The organism is Methylothermus subterraneus, assembly GCF_054656915.1.
Genome location: NZ_BAAHXK010000013.1, coordinates 13,570 through 27,116, shown reverse-complemented (window position 1 = coordinate 27,116; position 13,547 = coordinate 13,570). Strand labels below are relative to the sequence as shown.

Annotated in this window: 14 protein-coding genes; 3 read left to right on the top strand and 11 right to left on the bottom strand. The window is 61.6% G+C overall.

Annotation, left to right across the window (positions count from 1 at the left end; translation table 11 throughout):
• Positions 1-3: 3 nt before the first annotated feature.
• Both moaA and ffh read right to left on the bottom strand, forming a co-directional pair.
• Complete coding sequence (gene moaA, locus ACYQ3M_RS10470; RefSeq protein WP_460036030.1) at positions 4-990, bottom strand: GTP 3',8-cyclase MoaA; 987 nt, start codon at positions 988-990, stop codon at positions 4-6.
• A gap of 26 nt (positions 991-1,016) precedes the next feature.
• Complete coding sequence (gene ffh, locus ACYQ3M_RS10465; protein WP_460036029.1) at positions 1,017-2,351, bottom strand: signal recognition particle protein; 1,335 nt, start codon at positions 2,349-2,351, stop codon at positions 1,017-1,019.
• 91 nt (positions 2,352-2,442) lie between these two features.
• On the opposite strand from ffh, the gene ACYQ3M_RS10460 reads away from it, so the two are divergent.
• Positions 2,443-3,228, top strand: coding sequence for a cytochrome C assembly family protein (locus tag ACYQ3M_RS10460; protein ID WP_460036028.1), 786 nt, complete (start codon positions 2,443-2,445; stop codon positions 3,226-3,228).
• On the opposite strand, the gene ACYQ3M_RS10455 is transcribed toward ACYQ3M_RS10460, so the two are convergent.
• The 6 genes from ACYQ3M_RS10455 to ACYQ3M_RS10430 are packed head-to-tail and all read right to left on the bottom strand — an operon-like array spanning position 3,209 to position 8,849.
• Positions 3,209-3,463: a hypothetical protein gene (locus ACYQ3M_RS10455; protein ID WP_460036027.1), complete on the bottom strand. Its 255-nt coding sequence runs from the start codon at positions 3,461-3,463 to the stop codon at positions 3,209-3,211. The two genes, ACYQ3M_RS10460 and ACYQ3M_RS10455, sit on opposite strands and share 20 nt — an antisense overlap.
• On the bottom strand, positions 3,456-3,752 hold the full coding sequence (fliT, locus tag ACYQ3M_RS10450) for a flagellar protein FliT (protein ID WP_460036026.1): 297 nt from the start codon (positions 3,750-3,752) through the stop codon (positions 3,456-3,458). Before fliT ends, ACYQ3M_RS10455 begins: the two co-directional genes overlap by 8 nt.
• A gap of 12 nt (positions 3,753-3,764) precedes the next feature.
• A complete protein-coding gene (locus tag ACYQ3M_RS10445; RefSeq protein ID WP_460036025.1) occupies positions 3,765-4,118 on the bottom strand; it encodes a flagellar protein FlaG in 354 nt (117 codons plus the stop codon).
• Positions 4,119-4,148: 30 nt separating this feature from the next.
• The gene (fliS, locus tag ACYQ3M_RS10440; protein WP_460036024.1) at positions 4,149-4,565 is read right to left on the bottom strand and encodes a flagellar export chaperone FliS; all 417 of its coding nucleotides are present in this window, start codon (positions 4,563-4,565) and stop codon (positions 4,149-4,151) included.
• Positions 4,566-4,574: 9 nt separating this feature from the next.
• Positions 4,575-6,617, bottom strand: a complete 2,043-nt coding sequence (gene fliD / locus ACYQ3M_RS10435) for a flagellar filament capping protein FliD (RefSeq protein ID WP_460036023.1) — start codon at positions 6,615-6,617, stop codon at positions 4,575-4,577.
• Positions 6,618-6,677: 60 nt separating this feature from the next.
• Complete coding sequence (locus ACYQ3M_RS10430) at positions 6,678-8,849, bottom strand: flagellin N-terminal helical domain-containing protein (RefSeq protein WP_460036022.1); 2,172 nt, start codon at positions 8,847-8,849, stop codon at positions 6,678-6,680.
• An 84-nt stretch (positions 8,850-8,933) separates the two neighbouring features.
• Between ACYQ3M_RS10430 and bioA the strand changes: the two genes are divergently transcribed.
• Both bioA and ACYQ3M_RS10420 read left to right on the top strand, forming a co-directional pair.
• The gene (gene bioA, locus ACYQ3M_RS10425; protein ID WP_460036021.1) at positions 8,934-10,211 is read left to right on the top strand and encodes an adenosylmethionine--8-amino-7-oxononanoate transaminase; all 1,278 of its coding nucleotides are present in this window, start codon (positions 8,934-8,936) and stop codon (positions 10,209-10,211) included.
• The gene (locus ACYQ3M_RS10420; RefSeq protein WP_460036020.1) at positions 10,208-11,077 is read left to right on the top strand and encodes a PD-(D/E)XK nuclease family protein; all 870 of its coding nucleotides are present in this window, start codon (positions 10,208-10,210) and stop codon (positions 11,075-11,077) included. Before bioA ends, ACYQ3M_RS10420 begins: the two co-directional genes overlap by 4 nt.
• On the opposite strand, the gene ACYQ3M_RS10415 is transcribed toward ACYQ3M_RS10420, so the two are convergent.
• From ACYQ3M_RS10415 to ACYQ3M_RS10405, 3 genes are all read right to left on the bottom strand, one after another.
• A complete protein-coding gene (locus tag ACYQ3M_RS10415) occupies positions 11,044-11,661 on the bottom strand; it encodes a UbiX family flavin prenyltransferase (protein WP_460036019.1) in 618 nt (205 codons plus the stop codon). The two genes, ACYQ3M_RS10420 and ACYQ3M_RS10415, sit on opposite strands and share 34 nt — an antisense overlap.
• The gene (gene pip, locus ACYQ3M_RS10410; protein ID WP_460036018.1) at positions 11,658-12,599 is read right to left on the bottom strand and encodes a prolyl aminopeptidase; all 942 of its coding nucleotides are present in this window, start codon (positions 12,597-12,599) and stop codon (positions 11,658-11,660) included. Before pip ends, ACYQ3M_RS10415 begins: the two co-directional genes overlap by 4 nt.
• An 88-nt stretch (positions 12,600-12,687) precedes the next feature.
• Positions 12,688-13,530: a porin family protein gene (locus ACYQ3M_RS10405; RefSeq protein WP_460036017.1), complete on the bottom strand. Its 843-nt coding sequence runs from the start codon at positions 13,528-13,530 to the stop codon at positions 12,688-12,690.
• Positions 13,531-13,547 lie beyond the last annotated feature (17 nt).

Sequence of the window (13,547 nt, the reverse complement as noted above, 5' to 3'; positions counted from 1 at the left end):
TCGTCAACCTCCGGTCGCGTTCATGTGGCGGAGGAGGATAGGGCGCTCGTTAAGATCAAAATGATGCCTTTCCGGCTTGATCGCCATCGCCTGGCAGATAGCTTGGCGCAATTTATCCGCATCGCCCGGATAACGACGCAGCACCCGTTTGAGATCCACCGAGTGCTCGTTGCCCAAACACAAAAGCAACCGTCCTTCAACGGTCAGCCGGACGCGATTGCAGTCGGCGCAGAAATTATGACTGTGGGGAGAGATAAAGCCAACCCGGGTATCGGTCCCGACCACCCTAAAGTAGCGCGCCGGCCCCCCGGTGCGCTCGGCAGTCGGCACCAACCGGAAAGCTTGCTCCAGATCCGCGCGCACTTGATCCGAGGAATAATACACCGCCGCCCGGTCGTGCTCTTTTATCATCCCTAAAGGCATCTCCTCGATGAAACTGATGTCCAGCCCCTTGGTCACGGCAAAGCGGACCAGATCGACGACCTCATCGTGGTTGTAGCCTTTCATCACCACGCAGTTGAGCTTGATCTTGGCAAATCCGGCTTCCCGGGCCGCGTCGATTCCGCAAAGCACGCGTTCCAATTCGCCAAAGCGGGTAATGCGCCGGAAGCGTTCGGGTTTTAAGCTGTCCAAGCTGATGTTGATCCGCCTCACCCCCGCCTCTGCGAGCCTTCTGGCGCATTCGGCAAGGCGCATGCCGTTAGTAGTCAAAGTCAGCTCTTTGAGCGGCAGGCGGCCGAGCCGTTCGATCAGTTCCAACGCACCGCGCCGCACCAAAGGCTCGCCGCCGGTGATGCGGATTTTCTCCACCCCAAGCGCCACAAACGCCGAAGCGAGGGTGTATATCTCCTCCAGCGTCAGAATCTGCGCCCTGGGCAGGAAAGTCATCTCCTCGGCCATGCAATACAGGCACCTCAGGTCGCAGCGGTCGGTGATGGAGACGCGCAGATACGTGATGCGGCGATGGAAGCGGTCGATAAGCTGAGTCATGGCGGTCACTGCAGCGCGGGCTTTACTCAAAACGGCAGCTTCGGCATACCCGGGAATCCTTTGATTTTTTTCATTTTCTTCATCATTTTCTCCATCTGCGCGTACTGCTTGAGCAGCCGGTTGACGTCCTGGATCTGCACCCCCGATCCTGCCGCAATGCGCCGCTTGCGGGAGTTATTGATCACCGCCGGGAAACGACGCTCCTGGGGCGTCATCGAGTTGATGATGGCGATCTGGCGGTCGATCTCGCGGTCGTTTATGCTTTCTTTAAGCTGCTTAGGCAGCTCTCTCGCGCCAGGCAGCTTGTCCAGGAATTTGGCGATCCCACCCATCCGGTTGAGCTGGATCAGCTGGTCGCGCAAGTCTTCAAGGTCAAAGCCTTTGCCCTTTTGCAGCTTTTGCACCAGCTTTTCGGCTTTTTGCCGGTCGATCTTGCGCTCGACCTCCTCGATCAAGCTGAGCACGTCCCCCATTCCGAGGATCCGAGAAGCGATCCGGTCGGGGTGGAACAGCTCCAACGCGTCGCTCTTTTCTCCCACCCCGATAAATTTGATCGGCTTGCCGGTGACGTAGCGGATCGACAGCGCCGCCCCGCCCCGGGCGTCCCCATCCGCCTTGGTCAGCACCACGCCGGTCAAGGGCAGCGCGTCGTGAAACGCCTTGGCCGTGTTGACCGCATCCTGACCGGTCATGCTGTCCACCACAAACAGGGTCTCGATCGGCTCGACCTGCGCGTGAAGAGCCTGGATTTCGGCCATCATCTCAGCGTCCACGTGCAAACGCCCGGCGGTGTCGATGATCAGGACATCTAGCAGGCGTTTTCTGGCGTGATCGAGCGCGCGTTTGGCGATCGCTACCGGATCCTCCGCCGGAGAGGCAGGAATAAACTCGACCCCCACCTCGCGCGCCAGAACCTCAAGCTGCTCGATGGCCGCCGGCCGATAGACGTCGGCGCTGACCACCGCGACCTTCTTCTGTTGCCGCTCTTTCAGCCAGCGCGCCAGCTTGGCCACCGTGGTGGTCTTGCCCGATCCCTGGAGGCCCGCCATCAGGATCACCGCCGGCGGCTGGGTGGCCAGGTTCAATCCCTGGCTGGCCCCACCCATCACCTCGATGAGTTCCTGGTGCACGATCTTGATCAACGCCTGTCCCGGGGTCAGGCTGGCCTGCACCTCTTGGCCCAGCGCCCGGGTCTTGACCCGCTCGATGAACGCCCTAACCACCGGCAAGGCGACGTCGGCCTCCAACAGCGCCATCCGCACCTCGCGCAGGGTGTCTTGGATGTTGGCCTCGGTGAGGCGACCGTGGCCGCGGATTTTTTTCAAAGCTTGGGTTAACCGTTCAGAGAGATTGTCGAACATTTTGCACTCTTAGCTGCAATACAATATGGGATCGCTTTCAGGCCGGCACGCCGGCTTTACATTATGCCAGACTAGGATCAAGAGGGAAGCTTTGTTGACTGCCGCCTTTGCCATCGCCCTGTACCTGATTGCCACGGCTCTGCTTTGGCGCCGGCCGCCCAGATCCAACCGCTTCATCGCGCTCGCTCTGACCTGGGTGGCGCTGCTGTTGCACGGCGGCGCTTTAACCCGGCTGATGCTCACTCCTCAAGGCGTGGATCTGAGCTTTTTCAGCACCGCGGTCTTGGTCAGCGCAATGGTGGTGCTTTTATTTTTGCTCGCCGCCCTGGACAAACCGGTGGACAAGCTGGGGCTTTTGGTATTGCCTTTGGCCGCCGTTACTTTGCTTCTTAGACTGGTTTTTGCGGTCGAGGTGCACGTGCTCAAAGACCTTTCCTTTGCCATGCAAATCCATATCCTCGTTTCCATCCTCGCGTTCAGCCTGCTCAACGTCGCCGCCTTGCAGGCATTGCTGCTGACCTGCCAAGACGTTCAACTGCACCGCAAACGGGCCGGCTGGTTCGTGCGTTCTCTCCCGCCGCTCGAGACCATGGAAGCGTTCTTGTTTCAGATGATCGGCGCGGGGTTCGTGCTGCTTAGCCTGTCTTTGCTCAGCGGCTGGCTGTTTGTCGAGGATCTGTTCGCCCAGCACCTGGTTCACAAGACCGTGCTGTCGATTTTCTCTTGGCTCACATTCGGGGTGCTGCTGTGGGGGCGCTGGCGCTTTGGCTGGCGGGGACGGACCGCCGTCCGCTGGACGCTGTGGGGATTTGCCGCGCTGCTGCTGGCGTATTTCGGCAGCAAGCTGGCGCTCGAGCTTATTCTCCACCGCACCTGACCGTGCGCGCTCGCCCTGGCGAAGCCAGCCGCAGGCGGATGAGCTTACGGTCGGTTTGGACTACGCCCTGCAAGCAGCCTAGAAAATCCGGCTCGGGCAAAGCCTCCAAACATCGGCGCAGCAAGCGCCGGCGCTCGGCCTCCAGGACACGCACGCGCGGCCAATTCGCCATCGCCGCCGCTTGCAGCAACTTGGCATTGAGCTGAGCGATCTTTTGAAATTCACCCTTACTCATAGCCTGCCATGTTCTTTAAATAAGCCGCGCGCATCCGCCGCCTCGCCCGGAGTTTGGCGAGCTCATCTCGGATCCGCTCCTGCTCCTTGAGGATGCGCTCGAGGATTGCTTGATCTTGCGTCGCCATTTGAACCAGGGCCTCGTACACCCTTGGATCGTCCGCGGCCCGCGCGAGACTTTCCTCGAGACAGGCTTGGCGCCTCTCTAAAAGCGCCGAGACCGTTTCAAAATCGCCCGCCTCGGCCGCAAGGCGCATTGCCTCGGCCAATTCCAGCAAAGACTTTTCCATCCGCCCTCTCCTTTAGACCTGCTGCGCCAAAAACAGGCCCTTGCCCTCCCGCTCGCGCAGAAACTTGGCCAGCTCCAGCACGGCGTCTGGGGGAATCTGGCGCACCACCTCCCCCGTCTCCGCATCGATCACCTTCACGACGATCTGCCGGGTGTCCTTATCCACCGAAAACTCCAAGTTGCGGCGGACCAGCTGCAAGTGGTCGTTGATCTCTTTGACCGCCTGCTGGAGCTGCTTGGGATCCACCTGCCGCGTCGCCGCCGTTTCCGCTTTCGGCCGAGCCACCTCCGTTTTCCGCTCCTCCCCTCTGCCCTGAAAAACCGAGGTGGACAGATAAGCGTATCGGAAAGCTGGGTTTATTTTCATGGCTCGACCTCCCGGAAAGGATTTCTTTCCTCAAGTCGCAGCTCCCTGACCGAACGCGCGGCGGGCGGATTCGGGGATGCTGCGCCAAGCCTCCGCCAGCGGGCGCAGGAGTTTTAACACTTCCTCAAAGCCCTCAAGGCGATTTTCGGCGTGCGCCTTAAGCAGCGTTCTCTGCATATACTCATACAAAAAGTCGAGGTTCTCCGCCAGCTCGCCCCCGGCTTTAAAGTCCAAGGTCTCGCGCAAGCCCCCCAAGATGGTCAAGGCTTTGCCGACCAGCTCGCCCTTGCGCGCTAGATTCCCCGCCTCAAGCGCCGCCTTGGCGGCTTGAACGCGCTCGATGGCGCCGTCAAACAACATCTGCACCAGGCGGTGGCCGTCGGCTTCGGCGACTTGGGTTTCTAGATCGATGTGGCGATACTGCTCCAAACGTCTTGCCGCGTACATAGTGTCACCTCACTTGGTTTCGGTTGGCGGTTGCAGGGCCTTGAGCTGCTGGGTCAAGGCGTCCGAAGTCGCCTTGAACTTAGCGACCAGCTTGTCCATGGCGTTGAATCGTTTCAGGTAAAACTCTTCGAGCCGCTCCATCCGCTCGGACAGGCGCTTTTCTTGCTCGGCCAGCTTGGCCAAGCGCTGGTTCAAGCCCTCCAGCGCGCCGCCCAAGGGACCGCCGGTCTCGGTAAGATTTCGGATCATATCGTCGAGCCGGTCGGCGACCCCGCGCACCAAGGTCACGCTGCCGCGCTCGCCCACCGAACCGCCGACGATCTTAAGCTGCAAGCCCTCGCTCGGGGTGCCGGCGGCGCCGGTCAAAAACTGGCCGCGCCCGACCGCCTCGACCCCGCCGATCTTGCCGGCCACGTCCTGGCCTTGGGTGCCCGCGCCTACGCTAAACCCAAGCTGGGTGGCGGTGTTGGCATCGACCGCGACGAAGGCGATATTCGAAGCCGAACCGTACGCGGCTGAGGTCAGAAGCAGCCGGTTTTGATCGGCGTCGTAGGTCACTTCCACATGGCGCCCGGCGGCCTTCAAAGCGGCATCGTTGTTGATCCGGTTTGCGATTTCCTGAGCCAGCTCGGCGCCCGAGGCGTAACTGCCTTGAGTGAGGGCGATGGCGCCGGAACGCACCCCATCGACCTCGATAGTGAACTCGTCGTTGCCAGCATCCACCACGAACGGGGTGGAAAAATCCGGCAGCACCGAGGCGCCCGCATAGCTTCCCTGGGTCGCCAGCCGCGTGACCTCGACCGCATAGGCGCCGGCCTGGGTTTTGGACGTAGCCCCGAAGTACTGAACCTGGGCGTCGCTGGTCGTGCCTTGGGTGGCAAACAAAGCCTGCAGCGCCTGCGGCTGGGTGCGCACCAAGGTTTGGAACTTGTCCGTATCCAGACTCAGTTTGCCGCTCTGGCGGTCGAATTCCAAACCCACATCCACCAGCGAGCGGATGCCGGCGCTCTCCAACCCCGGCACCACCTGCCCGAGCATGCGCTTGAGCTGGTTGTCGATCGAGCGCAGCGTCCCGTCGCCGAGCAGCACCCCGTTGGGTTTGCCGTTGTCCTCGTTGAAGGCGGTCAGTTCGGCGACGTGCCCTTTGAGCTGGTTGTAGGCATCGACGAATTTTTGCAAGGCGTCGCCTATCGCCTTGGCATCCATCCCGACGCTCAAGTTGACCGGGGTGCCGGGCGAGGCGCTTTTGAGATTCAAGCTCACCCCGTCGATTACCCCCGCGACCAGATTGCTGGCCGAAGTCACGGTCAGGCCATCGACGACGAGCTCGGCGTCCTGAGCCTTGCGCGTCTCGCTGAGGTTGAACGCCGAGGCGTTGAACGCCAGGCGCGAGAGCCCCTGATTGTCGGTGGGGTTGCCGTCGCTGACGCTGATCTCCAGCGCGCGCTTTGCTCCGGTCTCGGTCGAAGAGAGCACTAGCCGGTAGCCGGAGCCGTCGTTGACGATGGAGGCGCGCACCCCGATCCCGGCGCGGTTGATCGCATCGCGAATGCCAGAGAGGGTGTGGTTGCTGGCGTCGATGGTCAGGGTTTGGCTCACCGCCTGCGGGTCGGCGGTGAAAGTTTGCGGGTTGCCGCTTCCATCGTAACTCCAGGAGCCAAAGCGGATGGTCAACGTGCCGGTCCCAACCACCTCGTCCACCGAGGCAAAGGCGCCGGTGGCCACGGCCTGCGATTGGGCCAGACGGTTGACTTGAATCTGGTAATTGCCCTCGCGCGCGACCGCGCCGGCGGTGGCGGTCAAAATCGACTCACTGCTCGAGACGGCCTGGCGGCGCTGCCAGAAGAGGGGCGATTTCAAGTTCGTCAGCGCCTCGCGCAAGGAAGCCAGATCGCTTTTGATCTGCCCGAAGGCCGAGAGCCTAGCCTGGATATCGTCGCGCTGGCGGTTGATTCTCGTCTGGGTGGGCGCTTTTTCGGCCTCGATCAGTTTGCCGACCAGGTCCTGGATGTTGAGTCCGGAACCGATGCCTAAAGAGGTGATGCTGGCCATACCCTATCCTCCCAAAGACAAAACGGGGCGAGCCTAAAAGCCCGCCCCGAAGTGGGCCACTTACCGCAAGAGCGAGAGCACGTTTTGGGGGGCCTGCTTGGCCTGGGCCAGCATCGCCACCCCGGCCTGCTGCAGGATCTGGGCCTTGGCCAGGTTCGTGGTCTCCTCGGCGAAGTCCGCGTCCATGATCCGCGACTTGGAGGCGATCAAGTTGTCGCGGTTGACCTGGATGTTGGCGATGGTGGATTCGAGCCGGTTTTGCACCGCGCCCAAGTCCCCGCGCACGCTGTTGATCGTCTCCAGGGCGTTGGAGATGGCCTCCAGCGCCTTGTTGGCCCCGGCCACCGTGGAGATGTCAACGTCCTTCAAGAACTGGCCGGTCTCTGCCCCGCCGTAGGTGCCGGCTCTGAAGTTGAGGTTCTCGAGCGCGGTCTTGCCGTTGATCCCGGCCTGAATGTCGATCGCCTTGGCCGAGTGCAGGGTGACGGTGGCGTAGTAGGTCACCGCCTCTTCTGCATAGCTAGTAGAACCTACATCAGCGGTGCGAATGCCACCAAGGCCGATATTCGCTGCGGCTAAGCTACCGCCCTTATTGTCAACCACAATGCTGATGTTGCGCCCGTCGGCTGCGATCAGGCGAACCACTGAGCCGGTATCTTCGGCCCGTACGCCGGTGCGGTCGGCAATGGCGTTGATGGCCGCCACCGCTTGGGCTCTGTCCTTCTCTGCATCCCCTAGCAAGGTAATTTGGGCAGTTTCCACGCCGTTGATCCACACCGTACCGGAGTCGCCCGCCGTACCCGCGGTCGTTCCCGTACCTTCGACGATATTGGCGTCGGCAGTGGCGGTCACGCCGGTGGCGTCGCTGGCGCGGTTGATCGCCGCGGCGATGGCGATGGCCGAAGCCTCTTTGATCGAGGAGTTGGCGGTGGTGTCGGAGGCGGTGTCGTCGGTGGCGCGCGCGGCCTGGATTGCCACCCCGTTGATCACCAGATCGCCGTCGTTGAGGGCTACGTTTTGGCCAACCCCACTGGACGCGGTTATATGAGATGCTTGATTAGTGACGCTCTTGCCGTCCAAGGTCGAGACGGTGGCGACTTGCGCCTCGTACGTGCCGGCCACCAGGCCAACCCGCTTTAATCCGAGCTCGCCGTTGGTGCCGGCCTCGACCTTGATCGGCTTGCCGTTGGTGGAAACCAGGGTCACGCTGCCTTCATAAGTGCCCGCAGCAGCCAGGCCATAATTGGCTAGCGATAAGCCACCAGTGGAACTAAAATTAGCAATCTGGATATTTCTTCCGTCGACCGCTTTCAAAGTAATTCCGGTCGAATCCTGGCCGGTGTCGATCGCCTCCACCCCGGTCTGGTCCTTGACCGCGTTGATCGCGGTCACGATCGCTTTGCGATCCGCTGCAAGATCGGTTCCTCCCACGGCTAGGCTAATGGTTACGCCATTAATGTCCACCGTAGCATCGTCTGCTCCCGCTCCTGTCATGTTCTGTCCGGCGACCACGTTCGCGTTGACCTTGGCGATCACGCCGGTTTGATCCGACACGCGGTTGATCGCCGCCGCCTTGGCGATGGCCGAGGCCGAGGCGTTATCGGTGGAGGCGGTGTCGTCGCTGGCCAAGGAGGCCCCGATCGCCACGCCGTTGATGATCAGATCGCCGTTTTGGAAGGCGTTATCGGTCGCCACCGTCGAGACGCCGGCGCTCTGGCCGGCGCCGAGCTTGTCGGTGGTCACCTTGCCGAGGCTAATGGCAAAGGTTTCGCCGGCGTTGGCGCCGATCTGCAGCACCTTGGTGCCGAAGCTGCCGTCGAGGAGCTTGGTGCCGTTGAAGTGGGTCTGCTCGGCGAGGCGCTGGATCTCGTCGATGATCTGGCGGGCCTCGGCGTTTAGAGAGGCGCGGTCGGAGTCGGAGTTGGTGGCGTTGGCCGCCTGCACCGCCAGCCCGCGGAGCTTTTGCAGCATCTCGGTCATGCCGCCCAAGGCCCCTTCGGCGGTCTGGGCCATGGAGATGCCGTCGCCGGCGTTGCGCATCGCCACCGACAGCCCCCGCACCTGGGCGTCGAAGCGGGTGGCGATGGCCAAGCCCGCCGAGTCGTCCTTGGCGCTGTTGATGCGAAGGCCCGAAGCCAGCCGCTCCATAGCCGAGTTCATCATGCCTTCGGTGCGGTTCAGGCTGCGCTGGGTGATGAGCGCCATCATGTTGGTGTTGATTACGCTGGGCATTTTCGTATCCTCCTTAAAGTCAGGTTAAGACGAACTTGCGTTCACCTCTATTAGCGGAAGCCTCTGGCAAAACTTTAGGGCGAGATGAACTGGGACGAAGGACTGGCGTTCGACCGCGCCCACCTGTGGCACCCTTACAGCGCCTTGCCCGGCCAGCCGGTCTGGCCGGTGGTCGAGGCGCGCGGCACGCGTTTGAAGCTGGCCGACGGGCGAGAGCTCATCGACGGCATGGCCTCGTGGTGGTGCGCCGTCCACGGCTACCGCCACCCGCGCCTCAACGCGGCTTTAAATACCCAGCTCGAGCGCCTGGCGCACGTGATGTTTGGGGGGCTTACCCACGAGCCGGCGATCGCCCTGGGCCAACGGCTGCTTAAGCTCGTCCCGGCGGGGCTGGAAAAAATCTTTTTCTGCGATTCGGGGTCGGTCGCGGTGGAGGTCGCCTTGAAGCTGGCCTTGCAATATTTTCAGGCGCAAGGGCAAGCCGCCAAACGCAAGTTTTTGGCCCTGCGCGGCGGCTATCATGGCGATACCTTCGGCGCGATGGCGGTGTGCGATCCGGTCACCGGCATGCATCGGTTGTTTGCCGGATTCTTGCCCAAGCAGTTTTTCGCCCCAAGACCCTCGTGCCGCTTTGGCGATCCTTGGGACCCCAAAGACGCCCAGCCGCTCGCGGCAATCATCGAGCGCCACCACCGCGAAATCGCCGCCTTGATCTTGGAACCCATCGTCCAAGGCGCCGGCGGGATGTGGTTTTATCACCCCGACTACTTGCGGACAGCCCGGCGGTTGTGCGATGAATTCAAGATTCTCCTCATCGCCGACGAGATCGCCACCGGCTTTGGCCGCACCGGCAGGCTCTTTGCCTGCGAGCACGCCGGCATCCGTCCAGACATTTTGTGCCTAGGCAAGGCCTTGACCGGCGGCTACCTGAGCCTGGCGGCCACCTTGACCACCGCCGAGGTCGCCGCGACGGTCTGCGCGGGCGAGGCCAAGTGCCTGATGCACGGCCCGACCTTCATGGCCAATCCCTTGGCGTGCCAGGTGGCGGCCGAAAGCCTCGATCTGCTTTTAGAATCCGACTGGCAGGCCAATGTGACTCGCATCGAAGCCGGCCTTCGCCAAGGCTTGGCGCCGTGCCAAACGCTCCCTGCGGTAGCGGAGGTGCGGGTTTTGGGCGCGATCGGGGTGGTGGAACTGAAAGCGCCGGTCGATCTTGCAGCGATTACCCCGAAGTTGGTCGAGCGCGGGGTGTGGCTGCGGCCGTTTGGCAAGCTGATTTATACTATGCCGGCCTACTGCATCGCCGAAGACGAGATCGGCGCGCTGTGCCAGGCCATCTATGAGGTAATCTCCGACTTATGACCAACGCAGAATTGATCGAGCTTTTGCGCAAAGAACTTCCCCGGCTGTTAGCTGAAGACTCAGCAGTGCGCGCGCAGATTTTGGCGCTCGTTCAAACCTACGCGGCCGGCAAACAAGAAACCGATCAAAGGTTTTGGGAGATGCTCGCCGAGTTTCGCCGCGAGCGCGAGGAGTGGAACCGCCGCTTTGAAGAGCAACGGGCGGAGGACGCCCGCAAGTGGGACGAGTGGAACCGTAAATGGGAACAAGAGCGCGCCGAAGAGGCCAAAAAATGGGAAGAACAGCAGCGCAAATGGCAAGAGTGGAGCCAAAGGTGGGAACAAGAGCGCATTGAAGACGCCAAAAAATGGCAAGAGTGGAACCAAAAATGGGAGCAAGAACGCGCCGAAGAGGCCAAAAAATGGGAAGAGAACAGCCGGAGATTTGAGGAAGTCCACCAAGAAATTCTGGCCGTAGCCGACCGGCTTGGCCGCCAGATGCAGGCTCTAGGGGCAAGGTGGGGCATCAGCTCAGAGCGCGCTTTCCGTGATGCGTTGGCCGGTATTTTGAGCAAGACCTTCAAAGTAGAAGTCCTCCACGTGATCGAATTCGACGCGAGCGGCGAAGTTTTCGGACGGCCCGATCAGATCGAACTGGATGTGATCATCCGCAACGGCGCGTTGATCCTGTGCGAGATTAAATCTTCGCTGGATAAAGGCGATGTGTATCTCTTCGAACGCAAAGCGCGGTTTTACGAGAAGCTGCACCAGCGCCGCGCCGATCGCCTGATCGCCATCTCGCCTTATGCGACGAGCCGCGCCCGCGAGGTGGCGGCCAGGCTGGGCATCGAGGTCTACAGCGACGCTGTGGACGTGCCGCCCTCTTGAGGGCGGCGCTTAGGCAAGCCCTGCCAGCTCTCCACCAGGCCATCGACTTCGATGCCGAAGAACCCCAAAATGCGCCCCACGGTTTCGTCGATCAGTTCAGACAAGGATTTCTCGCGGCCATAGAACGCCGGCAGCGGCGGAAAGACGATTCCGCCCATCTCGGTGACGGCCACCATGTTGCGCAGATGCGCCAGATTCAAGGGCGTCTCGCGCGGCACCACGACCAAAGGGCGGCGTTCTTTGAGAGTCACGTCGGCGGCGCGGGTGATGAGGTTGTCGCCAAGACCCCAGGCCACCGCCGCCAGGGTCCGCATCGAGCAAGGCGCGATCACCATCCCCTCGCTTTTGAACGCGCCGCTGGCCGGCTGTGCGGCGATGTCGTCAACCGCGTGGTAAACGTCGGCTTTGGCCTTGAGCTCGGATTTCTTGAGCCCCAACTCGTGCCGGAGATTGACCCAGCCGGCGCGGGAGACGATCAGGTGGGTTTCCCAATCCGGCAAGGCGTGCAGGATCTCGAGTAGGCGCACGCCGTAGATCGCACCGGTGGCGCCGGTCAAAGCCACGATCAAGCGTTTTTGCCTCACGCCAGCTGCTCCGCCATTTGGTCGGTCGCATCCACGAGGGCGTCGATCATCTCCTCGCCAGCGGCGAGGTGGCCGGAATGCTCCAGAATCTTCAGTCTCGCTCCCGGCAGCTTGCGCCGCAGGGAGAACGCAGCCTCCAGCGGACACACCAGATCCCAACGGCCGTGGATGATCGTGCACGGCAGAGTGCGAATTTTCTGGCAGTTTTGGAGGATCTGGTTTTCCTCCAAAAAATAGCGATGGGCGGCGTAGTGAAGTTCGATCTTGGTTTTGGGCAAAAGCTCCTCTGGCGCAGGCAGGGCGTTGGGATCGAACCGATCGCCTAAGGTGACCGCCGCGCTCCACCGGTTCCAGGCCTCGACCACGCGAAGCTGCAAGGCTTCGTTGTGGCCGATCACCGCGCGGTACATCCCCTCGATCAAATCGCTCCAGCTCGAAACCGGCAAGCTTTTAAGCAATTGGTGCCAATAATCCGGATAGATCCGGCGCACCCCGTCCTTGACGAACCAGTCCAGATCCGCCTGGCGCGCCAAAAACACGCCTCTAAGGATGAGGCCCAGCACGCGCTCGGGATGCCGCTGGGCATACGCCAAAGCCAGCGTCGCCCCCCAGGAGCCGCCAAACAGCAGCCAGCGGTTGATCTGCAAACCGGCGCGGATGGCTTCCAAGTCCTCGATCAGCTTGGCCGTGTCGTTGGCGCGGATCTCGCCTAAGGGTTCGCTGCGACCGCAGCCGCGCTGATCGACCAGGACGATGCGGTAACGGGCGGGATCAAAGAAGCGGCGATGATCGGGCTTGCAGCCAGAGCCTGGCCCTCCGTGGAGAAATACTACCGGAATGCCCTCGGGACGGCCGCATTCCTCGTAGTAGATGCGGTGGCCGTCCGCCTCCAGCCAGTGAATAGCGTAAGGTTCCAGGGGAGGATAGAGGGTCTTCATGGCCGCCTAATTGTAGCGGAAGGGCAAGCACCCAAAAACAAGGGGCCCTAAAGGCCCCTTGTCCGGCGCACGCTTGCCAGGAAGACGCTCAGAAGCCAAAGCCGATGTAACCGCCGGCGGTCAAGTGATCGGTATCGGTCGATTCGACCCCGCTCAGGCCGCTTTTGCGCTCAGGCGTCACGTGGTAGCGGAAGTCGATGCCCGCATACAGGTTTTTCCACAAGTTCACGTCTGCCCCGGCGCCAAACACCATTCCGGGGTTGAGCACGGTCACCCCGTCGGAGGGCGGGCTGATGACGTGTAGGCCAAAACCCACCGGAATGATCCAGGGGCGCACGATGCTCCCGCGCAAGAATTTGATCTTAGGCGCCGCCGTTAAGGTAAATTGGGTCACCGTAGAGCGCTCGTTGTTGCCGCGCTCGCTCAACCCCAACGCGCCGATCAAGCCGTGACCTTGGGCATAGCGCTTGTATTCGAAGGCGATCTCACCCAACAGATCGGTGCCTTCCAACGCTGTCCCTTCGGTCAGGCCGAAGATGTCGTGGCTCAGGTTGTGCTCCAACCCCGCCCCGATATAGAAGCCGTTCTGTCCGTGAGCTTCGTTGCTTCCTACCGAAGGCAGCGCATCCCGAGCGCGATCGGCCGTCAGGCGCGAGTACCCACCGCGGAAGAAGAGCAGGCTTTCATGCCCCGCGTGCACGGGTTCAAACTGCTTTTTCCAATCCTCAAGCTCCGTCATTTCCTGGTGATGGGCCTGCTCGTGGGCTTTCAGGTCGGCGAGTTCTTGCTTGAGCGCGCGGAGCTGCTCTTCCAGCTCTTCGATGCGGCTGGACTCGACCGCTTTTTTATGATGATCCCAACCGTTGGCTTGCACCTGCGGTGCAACTGCCAACGCAGCCGCTAAGACCATGCTGATTTTTTGCGTTTTCATGCCATCCTCCCCTACTG